General features: G+C 39.8%; 22 protein-coding genes. 2 read left to right on the top strand and 20 right to left on the bottom strand.

Annotated features, from left to right (window positions below; genetic code table 11):
• Nucleotides 1-28: 28 nt before the first annotated feature.
• From iolD to MHI23_RS09265, 17 genes are all read right to left on the bottom strand, one after another.
• Entirely contained in the window at nt 29-1,954 is a 1,926-nt protein-coding gene (gene iolD / locus MHI23_RS09185) for a 3D-(3,5/4)-trihydroxycyclohexane-1,2-dione acylhydrolase (decyclizing) (RefSeq protein ID WP_135031629.1), read from the bottom strand.
• Nucleotides 1,955-1,996: 42 nt separating this feature from the next.
• The gene (locus tag MHI23_RS09190) at nt 1,997-2,782 is read right to left on the bottom strand and encodes a DeoR/GlpR family DNA-binding transcription regulator (RefSeq protein ID WP_135031627.1); all 786 of its coding nucleotides are present in this window, start codon (nt 2,780-2,782) and stop codon (nt 1,997-1,999) included.
• A gap of 49 nt (nt 2,783-2,831) precedes the next feature.
• Entirely contained in the window at nt 2,832-3,701 is an 870-nt protein-coding gene (fba, locus tag MHI23_RS09195; RefSeq protein WP_135031625.1) for a class II fructose-1,6-bisphosphate aldolase, read from the bottom strand.
• A 77-nt stretch (nt 3,702-3,778) separates the two neighbouring features.
• Nucleotides 3,779-5,194: a sugar porter family MFS transporter gene (locus MHI23_RS09200; protein WP_327823377.1), complete on the bottom strand. Its 1,416-nt coding sequence runs from the start codon at nt 5,192-5,194 to the stop codon at nt 3,779-3,781.
• Nucleotides 5,195-5,214: 20 nt separating this feature from the next.
• On the bottom strand, nt 5,215-6,108 hold the full coding sequence (iolE, locus tag MHI23_RS09205; protein WP_103132509.1) for a myo-inosose-2 dehydratase: 894 nt from the start codon (nt 6,106-6,108) through the stop codon (nt 5,215-5,217).
• Nucleotides 6,109-6,596: 488 nt separating this feature from the next.
• Nucleotides 6,597-7,937 carry an alpha-glucosidase/alpha-galactosidase gene (locus MHI23_RS09210; RefSeq protein WP_197172889.1) on the bottom strand — a complete coding sequence of 447 codons (1,341 nt, stop codon included), beginning with the start codon at nt 7,935-7,937 and terminating at the stop codon, nt 6,597-6,599.
• Between the two features lie 31 nt (nt 7,938-7,968).
• Entirely contained in the window at nt 7,969-8,799 is an 831-nt protein-coding gene (locus tag MHI23_RS09215) for a carbohydrate ABC transporter permease (protein ID WP_024425187.1), read from the bottom strand.
• The gene (locus MHI23_RS09220) at nt 8,799-9,731 is read right to left on the bottom strand and encodes a sugar ABC transporter permease (RefSeq protein WP_280149544.1); all 933 of its coding nucleotides are present in this window, start codon (nt 9,729-9,731) and stop codon (nt 8,799-8,801) included. The genes MHI23_RS09215 and MHI23_RS09220 overlap by 1 nt, the downstream gene beginning before the upstream one ends.
• Nucleotides 9,732-9,761: 30 nt before the next feature.
• Complete coding sequence (locus MHI23_RS09225; RefSeq protein ID WP_326483880.1) at nt 9,762-11,018, bottom strand: ABC transporter substrate-binding protein; 1,257 nt, start codon at nt 11,016-11,018, stop codon at nt 9,762-9,764.
• Nucleotides 11,019-11,236: 218 nt separating this feature from the next.
• Complete coding sequence (locus tag MHI23_RS09230) at nt 11,237-12,277, bottom strand: LacI family DNA-binding transcriptional regulator (RefSeq protein ID WP_342492455.1); 1,041 nt, start codon at nt 12,275-12,277, stop codon at nt 11,237-11,239.
• Nucleotides 12,278-12,463: 186 nt separating this feature from the next.
• A complete protein-coding gene (alsE, locus tag MHI23_RS09235) occupies nt 12,464-13,156 on the bottom strand; it encodes a D-allulose 6-phosphate 3-epimerase (RefSeq protein ID WP_024425190.1) in 693 nt (230 codons plus the stop codon).
• A 17-nt stretch (nt 13,157-13,173) separates the two neighbouring features.
• Nucleotides 13,174-14,436: a PTS ascorbate transporter subunit IIC gene (locus MHI23_RS09240; RefSeq protein WP_044334557.1), complete on the bottom strand. Its 1,263-nt coding sequence runs from the start codon at nt 14,434-14,436 to the stop codon at nt 13,174-13,176.
• A 25-nt stretch (nt 14,437-14,461) separates the two neighbouring features.
• Nucleotides 14,462-14,728 carry a PTS sugar transporter subunit IIB gene (locus MHI23_RS09245; RefSeq protein ID WP_024425192.1) on the bottom strand — a complete coding sequence of 89 codons (267 nt, stop codon included), beginning with the start codon at nt 14,726-14,728 and terminating at the stop codon, nt 14,462-14,464.
• A gap of 15 nt (nt 14,729-14,743) precedes the next feature.
• Nucleotides 14,744-16,816 carry a BglG family transcription antiterminator gene (locus MHI23_RS09250; RefSeq protein ID WP_342492469.1) on the bottom strand — a complete coding sequence of 691 codons (2,073 nt, stop codon included), beginning with the start codon at nt 16,814-16,816 and terminating at the stop codon, nt 14,744-14,746.
• Nucleotides 16,817-17,167: 351 nt separating this feature from the next.
• Nucleotides 17,168-18,040: a LysR family transcriptional regulator gene (locus MHI23_RS09255; RefSeq protein WP_111927454.1), complete on the bottom strand. Its 873-nt coding sequence runs from the start codon at nt 18,038-18,040 to the stop codon at nt 17,168-17,170.
• Between the two features lie 178 nt (nt 18,041-18,218).
• On the bottom strand, nt 18,219-19,706 hold the full coding sequence (tcuA, locus tag MHI23_RS09260; protein WP_342492456.1) for an FAD-dependent tricarballylate dehydrogenase TcuA: 1,488 nt from the start codon (nt 19,704-19,706) through the stop codon (nt 18,219-18,221).
• Nucleotides 19,707-20,042: 336 nt separating this feature from the next.
• Nucleotides 20,043-21,005 (bottom strand): HTH domain-containing protein, encoded by a 963-nt coding sequence (locus MHI23_RS09265; RefSeq protein ID WP_149126587.1) that lies wholly within the window; start codon nt 21,003-21,005, stop codon nt 20,043-20,045.
• 108 nt (nt 21,006-21,113) lie between these two features.
• Here MHI23_RS09265 and MHI23_RS09270 point away from each other — a divergent pair, with 108 nt between their 5' ends.
• A complete protein-coding gene (locus MHI23_RS09270; RefSeq protein ID WP_025093191.1) occupies nt 21,114-21,593 on the top strand; it encodes a GyrI-like domain-containing protein in 480 nt (159 codons plus the stop codon).
• Between the two features lie 21 nt (nt 21,594-21,614).
• Nucleotides 21,615-22,079, top strand: a complete 465-nt coding sequence (locus MHI23_RS09275) for a hypothetical protein (RefSeq protein ID WP_024425197.1) — start codon at nt 21,615-21,617, stop codon at nt 22,077-22,079.
• Between the two features lie 257 nt (nt 22,080-22,336).
• Here the strand turns inward: MHI23_RS09275 and MHI23_RS09280 are convergent, their stop codons facing one another.
• From MHI23_RS09280 to MHI23_RS09290, 3 genes are all read right to left on the bottom strand, one after another.
• Complete coding sequence (locus MHI23_RS09280; protein WP_056766693.1) at nt 22,337-22,777, bottom strand: SMI1/KNR4 family protein; 441 nt, start codon at nt 22,775-22,777, stop codon at nt 22,337-22,339.
• Nucleotides 22,777-24,450 carry a T7SS effector LXG polymorphic toxin gene (locus MHI23_RS09285; protein ID WP_342492470.1) on the bottom strand — a complete coding sequence of 558 codons (1,674 nt, stop codon included), beginning with the start codon at nt 24,448-24,450 and terminating at the stop codon, nt 22,777-22,779. The genes MHI23_RS09280 and MHI23_RS09285 overlap by 1 nt, the downstream gene beginning before the upstream one ends.
• 322 nt (nt 24,451-24,772) lie before the next feature.
• Nucleotides 24,773-25,192 (bottom strand): MarR family transcriptional regulator, encoded by a 420-nt coding sequence (locus tag MHI23_RS09290; RefSeq protein WP_342492471.1) that lies wholly within the window; start codon nt 25,190-25,192, stop codon nt 24,773-24,775.
• Nucleotides 25,193-25,215: the final 23 nt, after the last annotated feature.

Consider the following 25,215-nt stretch of genomic DNA (forward strand, 5'->3'; position numbering starts at 1 on the left):
TATGCACACACCTTTCATGTAGCTTTTCTTAATATTGTCTTGCTTGTTTTAATTTTTGCTGTTTTTCTTCATATTCTTTTTTGATCTGTTCTTTATCAGAGATTTCTGAGATACCTACGTTCCACCATGAGTCACCGTAACCTGCTGTCATAGTTTTTGGAAGTACCTTCACATCAATCAGGGTACTGACTGTCTGCTTTTTAGCATCTTCAACCGCAGATTTCAGTTCATCGAGTGTATGAACTTCATATGTTTTTGCTCCATAACCTTTTGCTGATTGTGCAAAATTGATTTTCATAATCTCTCCATCAAGCTGTCCTGTTTTCTTGTTTCTTTTTCGAAATTCAGTCGCAAAACTGTCCATTCCATGGCCCATTTGCAAATTATTAATACAGCCAAAACCGGAGTTGTCAAAAAGAATGATATTAATCTTATAGCCCTCTTGAATGCTTGTGACAAGTTCACTATGCAGCATTAAATAACTGCCATCACCTGTTAAGGCATACACTTCTTTGGTTGGTTCAGCCATTTTCACTCCAAGTGCAGAAGCAATTTCGTAGCCCATACAAGAGTATCCATATTCAAGGTGATATGTGTTTCGCTCTTTTGTCACCCACATTCTCTGTAAATCTCCTGGGAGACTGCCTGCAGCACATGTAATAATGGCGTCAGATGGAATCCATTCGTTTAAACAGCCAAGTACAGTCGTTTGAGGTAGCGTTGTATGAAGTTTTTCCTTATATTCATCTAATTCATGATCAAAGTGGCTTTTAATTTCAGGTGTAAAGCCTGTTTCAGTGTACTGAATATGATGAAGCCGATGTAATTCTTGTGCCCAGCGCTGCTTTGCTTCTTTGATTTCATTTTGATAACCTGTTTGATAGTTTGCTAGTTCATCCTTTAATGCAAGGAGTGCCATCTTCGCATCAGAAATGACTGTTGTTGCATCTAATTTAGATGCATGGTAATCGGATAGATTGATCGTTAAAACATCACTGTCTGCGTATAGCCGTTTAGATGATGTTGTAAAGTCTGTAAATCTAGTGCCGACGCCAATAATAAGGTCAGCCTTCTGAGCGAGTTCATTGGCAGCGCTATTGCCAGTGACACCAAGTCCGCCTACATTTAATGGGTGGCTGCTTTCAACACAGCTTTTACCAGCTTGTGTTTCACTAAAGGGTATATGAAAAGTTTCAGCAAATTGGACAAACTCGTCAGCCGCCTCTGAGTAACGCACCCCTCCGCCTAAAATCAAGAAAGGCTTCTTTTTCTTACGAATGAGTGCCGCTGCTTCTTGAATACTTCTTGCTGAAGGTGCATATCTGTCTAAAAAATGCGTCCGCTCTTGAAAAAAAGACAGCGGGTAATCCCATGCTTCTCCTTGAACATCTTGAGGAAGCGAAATTGTGACCGCACCAGTATCTGCTTGATTTGTTAAAACACGCATGGCGTTAATCAGTGCGGACATGAGCTGTTCTGGTCTTGAAACCCGGTCCCAGTATTTACTCACAGCCCGAAAGGCATCATTCGTCGATAAACTCAAGTCGTATGTTTGTTCAATCTGCTGAAGTGCTGGATCTGGCTGTCGTGTGGCAAAGACATCACTTGGGAAAAGCAAAAGTGGAATTTGATTCGCTGTTGCCGTTGCAGCAGCTGTGATCATATTGGCAGAGCCAGGCCCAACGGATGAGGTGCAGGCCATTACTTGTTTACGTTGCTTTTGTTTTGCGAAAGCCGTTGCAGCATGTGCCATCCCTTGTTCATTTCTTCCTTGATATACCTCGAGTCTTCCAGGGTTTTCTTGAAGGGCTTGACCGAGCCCCAACACATTTCCGTGACCGAAAATAGTAAAGATTCCTTTGATAAAAGGCTTTTTTTCACCGTCATATTCAACGTACTGGGCATTTAAAAATTTGACCAATGCTTGACTCACCGTTAATCTGATTGTGTCCATTTTTTCCCCTGCCTTATCTGAAAATATTTTTGACATGTTCCTTCATGTTAAAGTTTGCTGACTTTCATCTTGTGAAGGAGCAACGATCCATTTGATTTGATTCTTTTTGAAAAAGGTTGTATAGGAGGTATCCAGAGAATCGTCAGTGATTAAGTAGTCGATTTCATCCAGCTGGCAATATGTCAACATCGCATATTTATTGAATTTTGTATGATCGACTAATAGAATCACTTCTCTACCTTTTTTGACGACCATTTCCTTCATGCTTGTTTCTACTGGCGATGAATTTGTTACTCCATTTGAAATAGAGACCCCTGTTGAGGCCATAAACACTTTATCGAAGTTGTATTGAAGTACATCATTTGTATTAGTAATGCTGGAAAATGATTTCGTTTTCCGCTCTAATTGGCCGCCAGTTGAAATGACTTGAAGCTGAGTGTAAGGCAATGCTTGTACAATAAAGTCTAAGTTGTTCGTGACAACCGTTAATTCCTTTTCTTTTATAAAATGAATCATTTCTAATGTTGTGGTACCAGAGTCAATAAAAATGACATCGCCATCATCTACTAATCGAGCCGCATCTTTTGCAATCCATCTTTTTTGAAGTTGGTTTCGTGTTTGTCTGTCATGAAATGATTCAAGCCTTGCATGATTGGCTGCTACTCCCCCATAAACCTTTTGGATATGTCCTTCTTCAACGAGCTTTTGAACGTCTCGCCTAATCGTATTTTTTGACACCCCAAAGGTTGTGACAAGATCATCTAACGAGACAGACTGATGTTGGATCACATATTCTTTTATTTGCTGGATTCTTTTCGTTTTTATCATGCTTAATCTTCCTTTTCGTCTTATCTATGGGAGTGTCTGCTAGATGTGCTCAAACACGCTGACTTGATCCAAATTGTTGGATTTTCATCTTGACAACTTGTTTAATGGCTTCTGTACCAGGTGTTAAAATTGTTTGTGGATCATTGGTTGCTTTGTTTTTAGTTAGTTGAGCTCGGACAGCTTGATTCCAAGCTTCCAAGCATTCAGTGTTGACATTGATTTTTGCATGACCAAGTGAGATAGCTCTTTGAATCTGATCAACAGGAATGCCTGAACCGCCGTGTAAGACAAGCGGAACGTCTGTGAGTTCAGCTATTTGCTTCATCTCATCAAATCCTAGCCTCGGTTCTCCTTGATAAGGGCCATGCACTGAACCGAGTGCTGCGGCCAAGGCATCAATTCCTGTTTCTCTCACAAGGCGCACACATTCGTATGGATCAGCATAGATGATATTTCCAATCAAGCCATCTTCCATTCCTCCAACAGAGCCAACTTCAGCTTCGACAGATACACCTCTTTTAGAGGCATAATGAACAACTTCTTTTGTCATGGCAATATTTTGTGAAAGAGGATAGGAAGAGCCGTCTATCATGACTGAGCTAAATCCTGCATCAATGGCAGCTTTGCACCGAGAGACAGTCATGCCATGATCTAAATGTAAAGAAACTGGGACACTGATCTCCAAATCTCTCATTAACCCTTCAACCATGCCTACAATCGTGTGAAAGCCGCCCAAATAATCAATGAGCCGGTCAGATGCTGCTAAAATGATAGGAGATCGCTCCTCTTTTGCCGCAAGTAAGATGGCTTTCACCCATTGCAAACCATTGATATTCATTTGTCCTACTGCATATTGTTTTTGTTTTGCTTCATGCAGTATGCTTTTCATTGAAATGAGCTTTGAATCTATTACTTTCATCTATTGAACACTCCTTACTGTTGAAACTCCATTTTCACAAATTGGTTCGACACCATCTTTGTTTTCATCCCTTTTATTTAAGACAGTGTTTGATGATCTGTTGTGATGTCAATTGATGTTTGATCGTGCTTACGGAAATTCATTTCTAGTTCTTCAAGTGTCAGCCCTTTTGTTTCCGGTAAGCACTTCACCACAAACAAAATAGACAGGACTCCGAAAGCGACAAAAACGAAGAAAGTCATCGAGAGGCCGATCTGAGCAAGTAATATTGGGAACGTCAAACCAATTAAAAAGTTCACCATCCATAGACAAAATACACTTACCCCCATACCAAGCCCCCGCAGCCGAAGAGGAAAAATTTCTGACAGCATGAGCCAAGTGACAGGAGAGATGGCGCCTTGCTGGAATGCAAGGAATGTAATCGTCAAAAATAAAATCAAATATGGAAGAAAGGCTGTTCCTGCAAAAAAATTAGAGCAAATGCCGATAGACAGTAATGTAAAGGTTGTTCCAATCAAGCCTGAAATTAACATAGGGCGACGTCCTATTTTGCCAAGCAGCCAAATGCCAACAAATGTAGCAAGGACAGAGATAACACCATTCCCAATATTCCCAATTAGTGCTGCCTTCGTTTCGAAACCTGCATCTTTTAAAATTTCTGTTCCGTAATACATGATGGAATTAACTCCTGTGAACTGCTGTACAACCGCAATTCCTATGCCGATAAACACAAGCCGCCTAATCCAAGGCGTGGATAAATCTTTTAAAGTCGCTTTATCTAAATTCACTTCTTCCCTGTAAGCGTTCTCTATTTCGAGCAACTCCGTTTTCGCCGCTCCTTTTGAGCGAATGCGGTGAAGTACTTGAAGTGCTTCTTTGTTTTTCCCCTTTGTTACAAGCCATCTTGGGCTCTCTGGCACTTTTAGCATACCGAAGAATAAAATAATGGCTGGAATCGCCGCAATTGGTAGCATGATGCGCCATACATACGGGTTCTCTCCAAATATATTTCCAATCAATGCATTACAGGTAAAAGCAAGTAATTGACCGGATACGATCATCAGTTCATTTTGTGTGACGATTCTTCCGCGATTTTCTGCTGGAGAGATTTCAGCTAAAAAGGCTGGAACTATGACTGAAGCTCCTCCAACTGCAAGCCCTAATAAGAATCGGAATAAGACCATTACTTCAGCGTTTGGTGATACAGTACATCCTAATGTAGAAAAAAAGAATAGAGCGGCTAAGTAAAAAATAGTTTTACGGCGTCCGAACCTGTCTGATAAACGTCCGCATATGACTGCACCTAATGCTGCACCTAATAATAATGCACTTGTCACAATCCCTTGCATCAATGCTGTTAAATTTAACTGATTCGGTAAAGACATGTAAGGTAATGCACCATTTAATACACCAGTGTCATAACCAAAAAGAAGTCCTCCAAAGGTCGAAATTAGGATAATAGATCTTAAATTGGTTTGTTGACTTTTGTTCATGGTCTTTTCTCCTGTTCTCTTTAAGAATGAATAGCCAAGTTTTCATCAATATACTGACGAGCCTTTAATGCATATTCTAAAGGATGGGCAATCGCAGGATTCTGTTCAGCTTCTATGACGATCCACCCTTTATAGCCATGACTGATTAACAAACGGTATACTTCATTAAAATCGATACAGCCATCCCCAGGTACTGTAAACAATCCATTTAAGAAAGATTCAGAAAAAGACAATTCTTTTTGACGACAGCTTTCCATCACTTCTTTTCTCACATCTTTAAAATGCACGTGCTGGATACGGTCGATATGCAGCTTGAGCAAGGATAAATAATCGCCATCTGATACGTAAATATGTCCAGTATCATATAGAAGGTGAACATACCGAGGGTCTGTTCCAGCTAAAAGACGTGTGACATCTGATAAGGTTTGTACCCCTGTTCCGAGATGATGATGATAGACTAGTTTGAGATGATAACTGTTTGCTATTTGACCTAATTCATTGAGACCTTCTAAAAGCAGTGCCCATTCCTCACCTGTGAAAGATGGCTGATGCTGATAGATGTTGATGTTTTCTTTTTGAATGGAATACGTTTGCTCTGAGACAACAGCTACACTAGCATGAATGTCTTGCAAGTACTGACAATGCTTTTTGAATGCTTGTATTGAAGCCGCTAAACCATCTCGTATCATATAACTGCTAAACCATTTTCCAGCTATTTTTAAATTGCGAAGTTTTAGTTCTTTATTCAAGACAGCTGCTTCTGGAAAGAAACCACCTGCTTCAGTTCCTTCAAAGCCAGCGACACAAATATCACTTAATAAATGAGATAGTGTGTTTTCGGCGCCAAGTGCTGGAATGTCATCGTTCCTCCATCCAATAGGCGCGATGCCCCATAAAATTTCTTCTTTAGACACGTTGTTTGTCACCATCCTTTTATTCATCGTCTTTATTTTCATCAAAATTTATCACGAGTTAACCAATATAGTGATGATAAATTGAGTAACTCATGGTTAATTTTGAGGTAATCATAATATTAAAAGCGCTTTCAGTCAATTATTTTTCTGAATTTTTTCTATTTATTTGTGATTTTTTGTATAAAAAAACCTGATGGCATTTGCACATCAGGTCTTGTTCCTTATTCATTTATTATAGATTTAACTTAATTTTAATGATAGATTCACCGTAATGCTTCATGGATTCTTTTAGTTCTTCAATAAACTTTTTCACATATGTTTTCATAATGAATGACTCCTTCGTTTTTCGGATTCTTTCATTATGAAGACAGTGTGTTTTATTTGCAAAACAGATGAAAGCGTCAACAAACTTTCAATTCATCCATTTGTCTCTTTTTCCTGTGATTTTCACCGACTCCTATTTTTTTAAAAAAGATTGATTAGCATGATTAATTTGATAACGGTGATGAAGCGCTATACTGTGTAGCCTCTTTGTAGGCTGGCAGTCTATCCCCATGCGCTTCAATGAGGTCGTCGCAAAGATTCACGATGTCATCAATTGATAGTTCAGCGCTTGTGTGTGGATCCAGTAGAGCTGCTTGATAAATGTGTTCTTTTTTACCGCTCATCGCTGCTTCAATCGTCATCAGCTGTGAGCTGATATTCGTTCGGTTGAGTCCTGCCAATTGTTCAGGTATTTCTCCGACATAGCATGGCATGATGCCGCTTCGATCTGCCACACACGGTACTTCTACACAAGCTTTTTCAGGCAGGTTGTCAATGAGCCCGCCAGTGTTCAGAACATTTCCACCAAATTTAAAGGGAACGTTCGTTTCGATCGCTTCAATGATCCGGGAACCATATTCTTTTGAGCGGGTATGTGTGATCTGTGTGTTTCCCACAAGGTCATGCTTCATTGTATTCCAATTGTTGATTTGTTCCTCGCAGCGTCGCGGATATTCATCGAGCGGAATGTTAAACTGACCGATTAGTTCAGGGTACCGTGATTTGATGAAATATGGATGGTATTCGGCATTGTGCTCTGAGGATTCTGTGACATAGTAGCCGAATTTATCCATCAGTTCAAAACGAACCATATCATGATGCCGCGATTGCTGCTTTTCTTTTGCTCGTCTTTTGATTTCTGGATACAAGTCTTTTCCGTCTCGTTTTACCTCTAATAACCATGCCATATGGTTAATGCCGGCGATTTTTTCTTCAATGCCTTCATGTTCCATTTCAAGAGATTCAAATAGGTCCTTTGTACACACCTGCACACTATGACAGAGACCAACCGTTTGAATCTGAGTATAGCGAAGCATCGCACCTGTCAGTGTGGCCATTGGATTCGTGTAATTTAACAATAAAGCATTTGGACAAACCTCTTCCATATCCTTTGCAAAGTCTAGCATGACAGGAATCGTCCGAAGGGAACGGAAGATGCCGCCGATCCCTACCGTATCCGCAATCGTTTGTCTTAATCCGTATTTTTTAGGTATTTCAAAATCAATGACAGTACTTGGCCGATAGCCTCCAACTTGGATGGCATTGATGACATATTTTGCATCCTTTAAGGCTTCTTTGCGGTTGTGATAGGACTGGATGGTCACGTTTGCACCGTAATTTGCTTTTAAATGCGAGAGCATTGTTTCTGATTCTTTCAGCCGGTTGTGGTCGATATCATATAATGCAAATTCAAAGCCTGCAAGGGGGGGAACAAACAGACAATCTCCTAATATATTTTTAGCAAACACGGTACTCCCTGCACCGATAAATGTAATTTTAGACATAGACGACTCTCCTTTTTACATCCATATTGGGCTAGCCTTTGACAGAGCCTTGTGAAAGCCCTGCGATAAAATATTTTTGCAAAAGTAAAAACATCGTGACCATTGGCAGCATCGCAATGAGTGCAGCTGCCCCAACGAGCTGAAGCTGATGCTGATTTTGACCAAAAAAATGGGATAAGGCGACTGTGAGTGTATGCATCTCTTTATCTTGCAAAAAGAAGATAGCAAATTGATAGTCGTTCCAAATATACACGCAGGCAATGATTAATACGGAAGCGGTAATGGGCTTCAAAAGCGGAAAAACGACTGTGAAAAAAACTCTGAGTGTCCCTGCTCCATCAATACGAGCAGCTTCTTCAAGCTCCTTTGGAATTGTCGACCGGATAAAGCCTGCGTATAAGAAAATTGTCAGCGGCAAAAAAGCAGCCACATTATTTAAAATAGCAATTTGATAGGTATTCATCATCCCGATTTGAACGACCATTTTATAGAGCGGGACAAGGGCTGTAAGCGGTGGAATGACCATAATGGCAATAAATAAAACATAGACTGCTTTATTCAGCTTTGTGTTCCTTCTTGCAAGCGGATAGGCTGCAAGAGATCCAAAGATAATGAGCAATACAGCGGAACTGAACGTAATGATCACTGTATTCAAAAAGGACTGGCCAAGCTGAGCCTCTGTCCATGCTGTGCGGAAGTTTTCAAGATGCAGTGCTTTCGGAAACAGCCATTTTGAACTGAAATCTCCTATCCCCTTTAATGATGTCGTCACCAAAATATAAAATGGAATGAGGTGCAGCAATGTGATCAATAGTGCGAGGACGGAGTACCATCTTTTCTTGCGTTTATAGGCGTTATCCATCACACCTCGGTCTCCTTTCGTTTGAAATAAATCAGCGCTGCGACACTAATGACAAGGATGATGACCGCCATGAACACCCCTTGCGTCGCTGCATAGCCTGCATCCTGACGTTTGAAATACAGATCATACATAAAGGTCGACATGGATTGCGAGGAATCTCCAGGTCCGCCGCCCGTGAGTGCTACAATGACATCAAAGAGCTTGAGCCCGCCAATGACATTCAGCACAACATTAATGGTGATCGACGGCATAAGCAGCGGCAATGTAATCCGCCTGAATTGCTGGAAGCTCGATGCGCCGTCTAATTGAGCCGCTTCATAATAATCCTTAGGAATACTTTGAAGTCCTGCTAAATAAATGATCATCGCAATCCCCACAAATTGATATGTGTTGACAAGCACAATGATCCATGTGTTTAATTCCGGATTGCCGAGCGCATTTATGTGATCGAATCCAAAAAGCGTCACCACATCATTTAAGGCACCGCCTTGGTAAGCAAACACAAAATACCAAATATAGCCCATCGCAATCGGGCTGATCATGACAGGTAAATAGATGACCGTTCTTGTGATGGCTTTCATCTTTAAGCTTTGATTTAATAAAAGAGCATATCCAAGTCCGATGATATTTTGCAAGATGGTGCTCCCAATTCCATAGAGAAGCGTGTTTTTGACAACAAGCCATGTCGCTTGATCCTGAAGCAGTCTTTGATATTGCTCAAGACCAATCCATTGATAAGTTTGTGAGAAACCGTTCCAATTCGTAAAAGAAAGCTGAATGCCGTTCAAAAAAGGATAAATGATAAAGGTACTGACGACGAGAACAGCTGGCATGTACATCCACCAAAGTGAGGAATTCTGGCGTTTTTGCATCTTTTCTTTTGGTAAAGAGGTGAATGCGGCTGGCTGCTTTGCTTTTGTGATGTCATTCATTGGCTTCACTCCTGTTTCAGCATCCATCGGCTATTGTTTTTTCAAACGCTTATATTCCTCTTCCATTTTCTTTGATAACTGTTCTGGTGTGATGGAGCCTGCTAATAATTCTTGACCGGTTGTTGCCATGACCGCCCACATTCCGCTTGGTAAGTATTTTCGATCGAAATACGGTTCAATCTTCACCTGTTTGTATTGATCGTAAAATGTAGAGTAATAGTTTTTCGCTTTCACTTGTTTTAGAGCTGTTTCAGAGGATGTGCCCTCTGCGATTTTTTTTGCGTTTTCAGGTTTTGCTAAAAAATCGATGAATTGTTTTGCTTCTTTTAGATGCTTAGAGTCTTTCCAAGCAGCAACAGTAAAACGTTCTCCGCCAATCCAGCTTTGTTCATCTCCTTTATGAATGGCTGGAACAGGCATCGTGCCTACTTTGATCGATGAATTCAGCTCTGTTGCTTCAGGTCCTAAGGATCCTCCGACAAAGGTGAAGGCGATTTTGTTTTGTGCCATGAGTTCAGGCGCTTGAGAGAGTTTCGCTGTCAGGACATCCTTGTTTAAAAGGTCTTGATCCTTCAGATCTTTCATGAATTGTGCAAGCGGGGTATAGAGAGACCAATCAAATGATCCGTTTTCAAGTTCTTTTCCGTATTGATGCTTTTGATCGGTGATTAATAAAGGCGTCGCCAGCTCATCAAAGACTTGGGCAATATTTGAGTTATCTCCTCCTGGTATCCAGAGCGGCACAACATCTCCTTTGCTCTTTTCTTTCACTGTCAGCAAAGCAGATTTTAATTCATCAAGTGTTCTAGGCACTTCTATGCCATATTCCTTTAATAGATTGGCATTAAAGCTAAGCCCGTCTTTTGCTTGATTCAGCGGATAAGCGTACACTTTCCCATCTTGGTCTTTTAAAATCTGGTCGAGTGAAGGATCAAGCTGTTTGACCCAATCCATCTCTTTTAAATCAGCCACATACTCGCTATAGCGCAGTTTGGCCCAGCCATGTGTATCAAACAGGTCTGGCATATCGTTTGCTCCCATTTTGACGCGGATCATATCTTCATAGCTGTTGCCTGGGAAATTAGCATCGATTCGAATCTGTTGATGCTCCTTCTCAAACTCGCGAATGACTTCTTCAAACGCTTTTCTTTCCCCGCTGTTGCTCATCGTTGAAAATAGCGTCAAGGTGACCTTTCCATTTGCTCCAGATGAGCTGTTATTACCGCAAGCAGACAAAATCATGGTCAAGAACATGGCTGCAGTCAGCAGCATGATTTTTTTATTCATGGTTTCCTCCTTTTAATCACTGAAAATTCAGACGATAATCGGTAGAATTCATGCAGTTGCGGAAACAAAGGAAGTCCATTATACTGGAATTCTATTCTTTTCTAAGAGATAAGAGAGCTTACCGGCAGGCTGCCTTGTTCTTAGCATGATCTGGCCATCATGCTAAGCAGCTTGCTTTCTGCTTTTTTGTCTCTTTTTTGTGTGCTGAAATCTATGGTTCACCCCCTTTCATGGATGAGACATGTACTGCCTCGCTCGATGAGTGTTGTTGGCACGACGACTTTTAGAGGAAGTTTTCTTCCGTTTATTCTCTCAAGCAAAAGCTTCAGACCGACTTCCCCCATTTCTTCTGTATATACTTTGACGGTCGTAAGCGGCGGACTTGAAAATGACGCGGCTTCAATGTCATTAAACCCAACAATGGATACATCTGAAGGTACGTGTAGACCGGCTTCATGCAGAGCGCGCATTGCGCCGATTGCCATAGAGTCACTTCCAATGAAAAAGGCTTGCGGCAGTTTTCCCTTTTTGATCGCTTGCTGCATGAGCGTATAGCCTTCTTGCATAGAGTATTCACCAATGTGGATGTCTTCCATATGAAGAGCGCCCGCCTCCTGCATTCTTTTCATAAACGTCGTTTGTCTTTCGTCCTCAATCACAGCATTACCTTCAAAATAATGCTCCCGCTCTTTCCCGCCAATATAGCCTAGATGTGTATAGCCAAGAGATTGCAGATGACGAATGGCGCGATCTGCCGCTCTGACAAAATCCACATGTACACAATCATACAAATCTTCATCCGCATAATGATTGATAAAAACAATGTGTTCCATTCGATTTGTCATTTTTTCAACCGTATCCGGGCTGATTCGTCCAATGACGATCAAGCCGTCAATATCCTTTAGTATCGCCCCTTTATCCATGCTTCTTAGGCGAAAGGTATGGAGAGTGGACAAGCCTTGTTTAGCATATTCTTTTTCAATTCCTTTTCGAATCGATGAAAAAAAGGGATCATTTAATTCTTCGTCAATGGATTGAGCGACAACGACACCGATGACTGGGGATTCAGATGGGCTTTTTTCTTCTGTTTGATCTGCTTTTCTTGCTCTCACTGGGGTATAGTTTAACTTCTTAGCAATGTCGAGGATGTTTTGTCTCGTTGCGTGTGAAACGGCAAGCGTTTGATCGCCATTTAACACACGGGATACAGTGGAAACGGACACTTTTGCATCATGAGCAATATCTTTGAGTGTGGTCATAGGCAAACTCCTCATCGTTATTTGACTAAATATTTACTAAAGATATTTGAAGGATAACACATAAATAAAGCGCTTTCAATTATGAATTTTTGATTTTTATTTTGTTTTTAGGTAAGTTTTGGTGGATGAATTGTGTTTTAGTAAAAATTTGCGTAAAAAAGAGGATGGTTTTCATCCTCTCTTTTACTAACGTGATTCGATTGAGGCTGTTTCTTTTGCAAATATTTGCTTCATTCTTTCCCAAGCAGTGTCGAGTTCTTTATGAAGTCCAAATAAACCTGAGGTGCCGATGATGTAAATTTCATTTCCAGCCTCAGCAAGCAGCCGGAACGTGCTCTCATTACAAGAGCCGTCTACTTCAATTGAAAACGAGTATCCTCCGTGTTTTTTGATATCTCTCACCTGTTTAATTTTTTGAAGCATTTCTTTAATAAAAGGCTGCCCGGCAAAGCCTGGATCGATTGTCATGATCGTCACTCTGTCTATTAAATGAATAAAGGAATCTAATGCTGCAACTGGTGTGGCGGGATTTAGAACAAAGCCAACATCACATTTTCTTTGGTGAATATGCCGGATGATTCGAAAGGCATCTTTTTGCACGACTTCTGGGTGTAAACAAATCATCGTTGCGCCTGCATCAATACATGCATCGATTAAAAATTCCTGCGGATGTTCGGCCATTAGATGAACATCAATCGGTAAATTTGTCAGTTTCCGAAGCTGTTCAATGAAAAAGGGTGATAACGTCATATTCTTCACATAATGCCCATCCATCACGTCGACATGGTACCGGTCTGCTCTCGTGTTGAGAAGATGAATTTGTTCACGGAAGTGCGTTAGATCCATGCACATCAGTGAAGGTGAAAAGACGGCTGTCATTCTCAGGCGCCTCCTTTTTACAACTGAAATAAAAACTTGATCAATCCAATCAAGATTCCGATAATACCAAAGTCTGTATCTCCAAACGTTGTCCCTTCAAAGCCAAGGGCTCCTAACACAGGTAATAAACAGGCAGGTAAAAAGGAAAGAAGCAATCCATTTACAAAGGCCCCAGCGACAGCACCTCTAACCCCTCCTGTTGCATTGCCATACACCCCTGCTGTAGCACCGCAAAAAAAGTGCGGGACAAGTCCAGGGACAATGACAGTTAAACCAAATAAAGGTAAAAGAAAAATGGATACGATGCCTCCTGCAAAGCTGCATAAAAAACCGATAATGACCGCATTTGGCGCAAATGGAAAAACAGTTGGCGCATCAAGTGCCGGCTTTGCCCCCTTCACGAATCGATCGGCAATCCCTTTAAACGCAGGCACGATCTCGCCAATGGCCATCCGTACCCCTGCTAAAATAATGTACACACCAGCAGCAAACGTAATCGCCTGAATGAGAATGAAGACAGCGAAGTTCGTGCCCCCGCTAATTTTTTCAATAAAAGGAATTCCTGCAAACGGTGCAATGGCAAAGAACAGTAAAGCCATCGTAATCGAAATGGCAACAGATGTATCTCTTAGAAAACCGAGTGATTTAGGCACTTGAATGGTTTCCGTTGATTTTTCTGGAGATCCAACCCATTTGCCGATCATTCCCGCAGTAAAATAACCGAAAGTACTGAAGTGTCCAAGCGCGAGATCATTGCTTCCGGTGACTTTCCTCGTAAACGGTTGAAGGATTGCGGGTGCAATGACCATAGCTGCCCCTAATATCATGGAGCCAGTAGAGATGAGCAGCCACCCGTGCATGCCGGCTGTCGAGAGAACGACGGCGAGCATCGCCGCCATATACAACGTGTGGTGACCAGTCAAAAAGACATATTTAAAGGGTGTAAATCTTGCAAGTAACAAATTGACCAGCATACCAAAAATCATGATAAGTGCTGTCTGTGTACCGAATTCCTTTTGAGCAATGGCGGCCATAGCATCTGTATTTGGGACAACCCCTTGAATGTGAAAGGCTGCTTCAAACATCTTTCGAAAAACCCCAAGTGAATCAGAGACGACTGTAGCGCCCGCCCCTAATATTAAGAAACCCATGGTTGTTTTCAAGGTGCCTGACACAGTGTCTGCAGCTGATTTTTTCTGCAAAAGTAAACCGGCTAGTGCAAACAAACCGATGAGAATGGCAGGTGTGCCCAATATATCGTTCATGATCAGTTCTATCATGATGTGAATCCCCCCTTTTCATGACTTAAATGTGTTGACGAAGGACGTCTTTAATGGCTTCCTGGTCTAACAAATTGTTTAAGCCAGCCACATTTCTTGTGCCGTCATTCAGCTGGTCAATAATATCAGCTGCTCCGATATAAAGGTCGGCTTGTTCATTTTTACTTGTACTGAGATCGGTATGATCCACTTCAGCTTTAAGACCTAATTCTTCTAAAGCTTTTTTGACATTCATTTCTACAATAAAGCTGCTTCCTAACCCGTTTCCACATACAACAAGAATTTTTTTCATTTTCTTACTCCCCCTTTATACTTGTGAAAATTGATCAATTAGTTTTTGAACCGATGCTAAATCTTCTGCTTCCATCAATTGTTTCGTGCGTTTCTCTTCACTTAACAGCATGGTCAGCTGTTTGAGTGCTTTCAAGTGGCTCATGCTGTCAATGGCAGCTAACACAATGACAAGCCGCACCTGCTTTTTTCCATCCTTTGAAAACGAAATGGGCTGTTTGAAGGACATGAGCGTCATGCTCAATTTGTTCACGCCATCCTCGGGCCTTGCATGTGGGATGGCCACTTGTGGTGCAATGACAATATAAGGACCATTTTGATGAACAGACTGTATCATGGCTTCTACATAACTTGGTTTAATAGCATTTTGATCAAGTAAAGGCTGCGCCGCTTTTGTAATCGCCTCTTGCCATGTGTCTGCTGTTTGGTGGAGCTTGATGGTTTGTTCTGTTAATAAATCATTTAACACTGGGTTCCACCCTTTCTGATAGGATACATATGTGGGATGTAGCAGCTCCCGAATGTCATGAAGCAGTGCTTGTTTATTTTGTACGATGGTATGCTGCTGAATGATGTTGAATAAAGCGTTTACATGCTTCTCGTCAATCTTCGTTTCTGAGCCTTTTCCGTATTGAAGTAATGTTTTTTTCTCATAGGCAGTTAAAATAGGATGAACGAGATGAACTGGTTTTCCTTTAAACGAAATAGGTGTTGTGGACACAACGAAATCTGCATCAACTGCTGCTAATTCTTCATATGCACGCTTTGATAACAGTCCGCGTACTTCAATGTAGCCGATTAATTCGAGAAGCTGAGTTTTCAGCATGTTACTTGTGCCGATTCCTTCTCCGCAGACAATGTATACAGAACGCCTGGCAATGGATGAAATTCCTTCTCTTTTCATCCAGCTACCAAAATGCATGGCGAGATATGCAATTTCATGGTCACTCAACTTTGAACAGGCCGCCTTTTCTAAATGACATGCAACTTTTTGAGTGATTTCAAACACTTCTGGCTGTGCTTTTTTTATAGAATCCGTCAGTTCGTTGATCATACTAATGTGATAGATGAGCCTGTAATAGGCTGGGATTAAATGCATTGTTAAGTTTTGCTCCAATGCTTTTGGTTCTTGAAAGGAAATACAAGCATATCGCTGAAAGTCAAATATCATTTGTCTGGCGATGGTGCGAATGAGATGTTCTTCTGGTTTTTTTATTGATGGAAGTTTTTGTTTTTTGGCACTGAGCCATAAGGTGCTAAGAAAATAGATCTCATCATCATGAACAATGAGACTGGCCTCTTTTTGAATCTGCGCCATGAAACGAATAGCCGCCAAGCATTCCTCTGTTTCCTGCAATGTTCGCTTTTCTTCGTTTGAAATGTGTACAGCATGCCCCAGCTTCATCCGCTTGAAGTAAAAAAAGAGATCCAAAGAGAGCTGATCCAGCATCTCATCTGCAAATTCAAGCTTAAGTTCTTGTTCTGACTGCTGGAGGAGATGGTGTACCCGTTTGGATGAAATAGGTCCCTTTAACCAAAACGACGGAAACGTTTTTTCGTTTTTTATCATGGTGCGAATGAAATGTATATAAGGTTTGAGTGCCAATCGAATGGCCCTTTCGTCTCCTGAAATGACATAGCCGCTTGCTGCCTGATAGCGGAGTGTGATCTCCTGCTTTGAAAGCGCTTCTTTTAGCTGTTTCATATCCTCGAGTAATGTATTTCGGCTCACCTTTGTCATCTTCATAAAATCATCTATTCTTAGGCAATGCTCGCTGCATGCAATGGTTAAAAGCAAGATAGCCCTTCGTTCCTTTACACATGGTTCATAATCGTGACCAACAAGAATGGTATCAGCTTTTTGAATAATGACTTCTTTTTCATGAGGATTTAAATAATAGCCAAGTTGGCCTTTTCGCTGCACACCACTAAGCTGATGAGTTTCCAGCCAGCTGTTCATTCGCTTGATTTCAGCGTAAACGGTTCGAGTCGAAACGTTCATTCGATTCTGCAAATCTTCTATTGATAGATAAGATGTCGTATGAAGCAGCATAGATAGTAACGTCGTGCCCCTTTTGGTTAAGTACAGTTGGAATTCCTCCTTTCTTTCCCTTTGCTTATAAGTCTAATCAACTCACATGCATCAAAGAAGTCCAAATGTCTTCAGCACGTGCTGTGCAGCGATTGTGTGTTCTTTTCATAAGAAAAACACACCATTTGAGTGTGCTTTCAGGCTTGTATACAAAGGGTTTTTTGTCTTCTTTTGCGTGTTTGCGAACCAATAAACGCAAAAAACCTTGAATGATATAAAGCCAGCCAAGGTTTTTTCACTTCTTATCATCTTTTAATTTCTTTTCCCTCCTGCCCATGCCTACCGTTGCATCGAGTGAATGCGATTTCAAAAAAAAGAATGTCTTTTAAGAACAAATACAAAATGATGTCATAATACAGATGAAACTTGTTCTCCTCTTAGGAATTCAATAAATGCTTTAACAGTTTTAGTCTCTGTAGATTTCTGATCATACATGAGCCAAGTATCTCTAGTTAATGGCTTTTTCTTAGTATCATATATTTCCATTGTATATAGTTTATCTGAATTTCTTAAGCAAATCTCGGGTGCTATCGAGTACCCAAGCCCTTGCTTCACCATTTCTTTGCATGTCTCATGTCGATCAACTTTCATAGCTATGTTTGGTTGCAGGACTAGATTGTCGTACATCCAATCATCGAGAATAGTCTTTAAAGAATTATCAGTCTGATATTTTATAAATGGTAACAAAGGAAGCTGTCCTATATTAATGGGATCTCTAGAGATGATTAGTAATTTTTCCTTTGTAAGCCTCTCCTTCTCTCCTTTCCATCGATGGTCCCCTCTAATTATTCCAACTTGTACAATACCTGCATCTAATAACTTCATGACATCAGTGCTCCATCCAGTTTGCACACTAAATTGGACATTGGGATACATGTTGGAAAAATCTCTAAGTAATTTTGGGAGCTTATATTGTGCGAAATTGCTGGAAACGCCAAGTCTTAAGTGTCCCTGTACCTCTTTTCCTAAGTTAACGATTTGATCCTTGGTATCCTGCAGTTCCTTTAACATTCTTCGTGCATAGAAAACTAAATGCTCTCCCTCTACAGTAAAGGTAATTCCCTTATGTCTTTTGTTGAACAATTTAATCTCAAAAACTTCCTCAATCTTATTTAATCTATAAGTAATTGAGGGCTGAGATGTATACAACTTTTCCGCTGTTTTTGTTAAATTTTGCTCATTGTAAAGGATATCAAGTAAAATCCAATCTTTTTCATCCATAGTGGTCATCCTTTCTAAGTTTATTATAATTATAGATGTGTTCTTGTTAAATTGAATAATACTTTATTTTGTACATCCTACACGAACCTTATAACACGAAGTATACGTGCTGATTTACATGCAGAGAGCATATCAAATAGGTAAAGGGGACTCTTTAAGAGTCCCCCTTACCCTATTTCTATGCATGTTGTTTTAGAAATGATGCAGCATTGAAACCAGCAGTTTTCCCAAATACTGAACCAGACATTAAACCTGAACCACCTGGATAGTTCTCATAGAAAATACCCCCTACCATCTCACCAGCTGCGTATAAACCCTTGATAGGTTTATTTTTAAAATTTAAGACCTCTGCATTTGTATTCACTCGAAGACCGCCAAATGCAAAGGTAACACCGCATGTTACTGGATAAGCATAATAAGGTGCTTGAGCTATTGTCAGCGCCCAATTTGTTTTTGGTGGCGTTATCCCTACAGTCCCCTTTCCATCCTTAATGGAAGGATTATAGTCTCCTTCTTGCAGGGACAAATTATATTCTTGTATCGTATCTTTAAACACTTCTTTACTGATTTTCATTAAGTCTGCAAGCTCTTCTAAGCTATCAGCTTGATAGCAGGTAGCTTCGTCCAAAGTATATTCATCGCGTAATAATGGATGTACTTTGGCATCAAATACTTGAAATGCTTTATGACCGGGCTGCTTAAGAATTTCTCTTCCATATTTAGCGTACGTATAATTCCTAAAATCTGCTCCTTCATCTACAAATCTCTTCCCTTCCAAATTAAACATTAAGCCAAGTGGAAAAGAGGATTTCTTGTAAATATCGCCAGGCTTGTTAAAATCACCAACCGCTGGAGCATTATAATCAGTGCCTATAGAATGGCAGCTGCCCCAATCTCCATATTTAGAAGCACCAGCTTTCACTGCCATATCCAAGCCGTCTCCAGTGTTATATTCCGTACCTCTGACAATCGCACCTTCCCATTCCTTACCCAGGAATTCGATTCTCATCTTTTTATTTGCTTCAAAACTACCACATGCAAGAATGACGGTCTTAGAATAAATTTGAACTAACTCACCGTTCTTTTCAACTACTACACCCGTTACCCCATCATCAACACTAATTAAATCAACCGTTCTGGCATCATACTCCACTTTTATTCCTAATTGATCAACACGCTGATAAAGTTGTTTGATGAGGCCAACACCTTTTCCAGAAGTCTTAAGAGGTAAACCACCCCAAAAATGCCGTTTTCCTTCTTTTTCATATGACTGATTATCATAATTTAATTCAAATTTTACTCCGTTTTTATACATCCACTTAATAGTTTCAAAAGATTTTGAAATTAAATGGCGGGCTAATTTGATATCACTTTTACCAGAAGTCACTCTCATCAAATCATTCATGAAATCATCCTCTGTATAAGGAGGCATTACAATTTGTTCTGAGTCATAATCTGTCAAATCCGGGAGCACTTCTCTTAACATATCTAATCTGTTATAGGCTACTCGAATTGCACCATCTGTGAAATATGAATTTCCTCCACGTTTTTCCACAGGTGCCCTTTCAAGAACAAGTACATTTGCCCCTCCTTCATGCGCACTAATAGCAGCACACAAAGCCGCATTACCCCCGCCAACAATGATAACATCATATGAATTATTCACTCAGCTACTCCTCCTTGACTTTATTTTGTAACATAAATGTACCTTAATGTTAAAGAAGAAATAGCCATAAGTGAAATATATGTTTTTTTAATTCAATTTAAAATTTTGTTTATAACTGTTGATTACTTGCAATTATTAATAGGTTTATCTATGTAAACATTTAGCTAATTAAGCACAAGGACTTTTAGATAAATTCTCTAGAGTTAATGGTTCAAACTAATATAAAGGAGTTAGATCCCTCTACAATATAAAAATGCCTTCCCAGTTAGGAAAAGGCACTTTCTAAAAAAACTATTTACTTATGGTACGGTTACCATGAGGTCTAACCAGCATTGATTATGGACAATATAGGAGTAGTCTCTCTTGTAAACTTTTCTTGATTTCTACAGGCATTTCCCGGACCTTAATATCATTGCCTAGGAAAAGTAGCCAATTTGTCATTTCCGTTATTTCTTCTGAATGATTAACATCGATAAAAGTCTTTAAAATGGCTGTAGTTTGGTAAGGATTCGTATAAGAAATTGACATTTTGAAAGGATGGTATTTTTTGAACAGTGCAATTGCCTTTGGACCAAGTTCAAGGACAAGGTTGATTACTTCCTCCTGCTTACTTAGTTTTTCTAAAATCTTTTTCCTGCTTAATCTATTTTTTGTAGAGCAAGGTTCAACATCTGTGAGGTTGTCGACAGGCAAAATCCGTTTCTTCTCTTCCTTTAAATCAAAGCCTTCAATCAGCCAAAGGCTTTTTTCACGATAAAGGTTCAAGAGGTAAATAGGATAGGACTTCATCACTTTCTCCTCTCTCATGGTAATCAGTAAATATCGATCCAAAATAAGCAGTTGGATTAATTTTTCTAACATGGGATGAGGGAGATCTGTCAAATCAAGCAGATCAGGATTATTCGGATTAGTCCCTTCAAATAGCAAGAGGCGATTTAACAGAACAAGGTCATCTTGCTGGGTCTCTGAGATGAGTCCTAGTAATTTTTCAGCTAAAGACTGTCGACTCTTTAAATAAGGGAGTTGCTGGTTTCTTGTGGCCATAAAGGCAATAAAAAGAGCTTTAATTTCATTATCGGTAAAACGAACAGTTGGCAGGACGGAATTGTTCATCACAAAATATCCCCCGTCCCTTCCGACTTCAGCGACAAGCGGCATCCCCATAGCTTCAATTTCTCTGATGTCTCTAATTGCTGTCGAACGAGAGATATGAAATTCTCTCATGATTTCAGAAATTGTAAAGTTGGCGCGGTTGTTAATATACCGCATGATGGTATTAATCCGTTCAACTTTTTTCATCTGATCCCCCTAAACAGTATCATTTTTTGACATGATTTAAGCCTATTATATATTTATCAAGTGAAAAGAAAAAACATTTGATCAATTTTTCAAAAGGAAGTGTTGAATATGGCAGATTATATATTAGAACAAAAAGACAGCTTTCACGTGTTAGGTATTGGAACTGAACTTAAGAGTCATTACACAGACTATGCGGGCATCACGAAGGAAAAAGCAGACTTTTGGCAAGCAGTCACACAAGAAGGTAAGCTTGACACATTAAAAGCCATTGCCTCAAATGACTATATTTTTATCGTAAACGAAGCGGTAAATAACAAGCTGATGCATTATGTCGGGGTCATGACAGAGGAATCGTTACCAGAAGCGGACAGAGTGATTCAATTTCCTAAAGGGGAATATCTAATCGTGAAAGGGGAAGCTAAAACCGCTGATGAATTGCATCAAACTCTTACTGGTATTGCATTTGGTCAAGTCTTGCCTGAAGCAAAGAATTTCGCCTATGTTGGTGGACCAAATGCAGTGGTAGAGATGGGGCAGCGAAACGACTTATTACTTGGTGAGATGTGGATTCCTGTTGTAGGAAAATAAGAAGGATATGGAGGGATAGAAATGGCCTATATCGTTGATTTTAAAAATGTGTCTACGATTGGTTTAGAGTCTTCACCTGTAGCAGAAGCACTTGCTGGCTTACGAGCTAATGAGGCTCGTTACTTTATGAACAAATATAAGCATGAATTTACAGTATTACCTGCCAGCGAAAGTCAGGATACCCTTGATTATGTGAACCGAGTGTTAAAAGAAGAACGTGAACTAGAGTTTGCAGCAAAACCTTTAGAAACGGCAAGTTTTCAAGTGGAAAATATCAAATGGACTTACGTTTTTTATGAGGATGGTCTTGCAATTAACGTCCTGTATACAGTGGATGATCCGAAAAAACGTGCTGTTGGTTTTAAGCTTTCTGAAGGTATGGAAGTACCAAAGGAATTAGAAGGGAAATTTAAATTTGCTAGGCAGAAGTCTAAACTTGCTGGAACGATTCGTGGGTCATTCTTTAAAATTAAAGGGGAATATTGAACTCGAATTTGTGAATCTGATGAAACAAATAAATTAAAATTATTTCCTCTTCTAAACAGAGCAGCATTCTCTATGCATTATTAGAGGATGTTTTTCTGTTTATTGTACCCACTTCCTTGATGGTACTATCATCATGGTCTTGATTCTCAAACTAGTCATTTTCTTATTAACTCATTCAAATATCAGGGTAGTTTAATATTAATTAAAGTAAAAAACCTTGAAAGGCATTTAGCCAATCAAGGTATGCGTTTTATTTTTTAATCAACTAGTAACTCCAAGTAATATTTATCATTTTCTTCTATTTTTCTTAAAAATTCTTCAAGAGAAGTCGCAATTTGAATATCATAATAGTAAACCGGACTGCTATTCTTTTCATTCAATTCAATTGACATTAAAGCTGATTCACTACCTTCAAAAAATATTAGTTTGTTATTTTCAAATTCATCATAGATTTCTATATCAGGATAAAACTCAAAATCATTAACTCTTAATCGAAAATCTCTGACGGAATAAGGATCCATAATACGATTGTTATTAAACTCTGAACCTTTAATAAACCCGTAGCCAACCTCCATATAAAAATTAACTAACTCTTTAGGAAATTTTAAATCAAGTTCCTTCTCAACCTCTTTTATTTCATTTTCGGTTACTGGATAAAAACTATTTTCTTGATTTGCCTTCAAAGATTCGTATCCCATTATTTTTTACCTCCTTTAAATAGTTCGTTTGCTGGTGAACCTTTCCCATGAATACCAGCTTGATGCTCATTTGGGAATTTTGCAGGATGCATATTCCACCATTCATGCTCTCCTCCAAATGTATTCTCAATTATGTGATGAGCATCATACTTATCTCCTTTTTTCCTAATTATTTTACCTGTTTTTTCTGAAATAACATTTTCATTATACTCAGGCCACTTTTGCCCAGTATTTTCTTCCCACTTTTTGATTACTGTATTTTTTACTTTATCAAATTCTGCTCTATGCTTAGCTGTTTCTATTGGTGTCATTTTTTTATATTCTTTATTTCTTAAGGCTTCCTTCAACTTCTCTGTTTGTTTTTTAGGTAACTCTCTACCTGTTCGTCCTTCTATATCTCTAATATATTTTTTTATTGTATCAGAATCTATCTTATTACCCTTAATCCCCATTTTACCATGAAACCCTTTCGCTCCAAACGGCAAAAGCATTCCAAGCGCCGCATTCATACTTGCTTCCTGCTGTTCTTTTGAGATCTTGTTTCCAAACATGTCTCGGCCTGTAATTGCTTCGCTGAAGCCGTTGGTGGCGGTGAGGCCATATAAACCTTTTTGAGATGTTTTCAGGGCGTCAAAGGATTTTTGTGATGTCTTGTAGATATCGACTGCCCTGACTGCGGCTGATGTGGCTTGGGTCGTTTTATAGACAGCTTTTCCGCCTTTGAAAATGCGGCCTGCCCAGCCGACGATTGGGATGTAGCCTGCGGCTGCCATACCACCTGCCGCGACTCGCTGGCCTGCGGTGAGTTCCTCGCCTGTGATTGGATCAACGCCCGTTGCGGCACGTTTTGCATCGTTCACGCCGGTCAGTTCATTCACGATGTTTCCACCATAATCGAGGGCTTTTTCATACCAAGGGCGGTTGGCGAGCGCTTCTTGTTCCTTCGCAATCTTTCGGGCTTCTTCTTGTTCTTTTTTGATTTTCAGATATTCAGAAGTTTGCTTCTCAATATCGCTTTTTGCCTTGTAGATTTCGCTATTTTGATACGCTTTCTTGTCAAAATTCATAGGCGAAATCGCTTTTCCGTCATTTGTCGCATTCATCATTTCAGCGTACAATGCCATTGTAGCTTGCTGCTCCGTCTCTGACAAAGCATATTCATCTTTTAAATTTTGATCAAGCTCTCTTAGTTCTTTGACCGTCTTTTTTCGTTCATCTTCCGCATCTTCTATTTTTTCATCAAAGGTTTGGCTATCAAATACCTCTAGGGAAATGAGGTCATCAATGTCTTGAAAAATCGTTTTGAGTGCCTTTTTTTGATCCTTTACAATGCTTTTGGCATTCTTGATACCCATATGTACTGCGTTGTCTAAAAAGTGTTCTTCTATAAAGGTATCGCCGCCAAAACTCGTATCATCCAGTGTCCCAGAAACACCTTCATGAAAGGCTTTTTGCTTATCAATGAAGCTGATAAACATGTCTACATTTCCAGCCAGCTCTTTATAAAAGCTTTTAATGTTATCGGCACCTTTCCCAGTGAAGTCATCACCGAGGTTGGCAACACCTTGTAATGCCTTTTTTAAATCTACCATTTGTTCGCGGAGTTCCTGATAGTGTTTTGCCCTTGTGTCCATGGCACTGGTTAGTGCTTTTGCATCAAGTATCTTGCCCAGAAGAAGTCACTCCTTCCTATTCATTGACAAGGTCAATTTTACCAATACAAAGTTTGTCATTAAATAGGAATTAAGACACAAAAACAATACTTATTATGTAAATGAACAATGTTTCAATAGAATACTTTAGCTCCACTTTTGTCAGTAATAATTATGATGCGATATTTAGAACAATCTTTTAAATAGAACATTTTTTTGAGCTACTCCATTATAAAAAAGTGTTATAGAGCACTTCCACGGTAAGGAAGATGTCACTAGTCGAGGCAATCCCTACATGAATTAGGAATGCACTTAAAAAAGCACACCCGCATCAGTGTACTTTTTACAATTTAGACTTCAGCAATTGCAGCTCTTGCTCCATAATATCTGCTGCTTCAGTTATAAATTGAATAATTAAATCTAATTCTTCTGGTTTGTATTCATTTGTGAGTTCCTTCGTTGATGTTGATAAGGATCGAAAGAGTTCTTTTACCTGTGATTTCCCCGCTGTTAGAGGAACAATGATGACTCTTCGTTTGTCTTTTGGGTCCTTTTCTCTTTTGGCGTAGCCCGCTTTGACAAGGCGGTCAATAAGAGCTGTCACCGCACCTGAGCTAAGACCTGTTTTTTCACTTAATTCTCCTGCTGTGAGAGGACCGAGTTCGTTTAATAAATCGGCGGATTTGAGATCTGTTGGAAAAAGGCCGAGCGATTGAGCGGCCGCTTGGTGGAACAAAACGGTTCGTGTGGCGAGCCGCCTCATTGTATGTATGATCTGGGCTGCTC

It is taken from the genome of Bacillus sp. FSL M7-0003 (assembly GCF_038628485.1).
Lineage (GTDB): Bacteria > Bacillota > Bacilli > Bacillales > Bacillaceae > Bacillus > Bacillus safensis.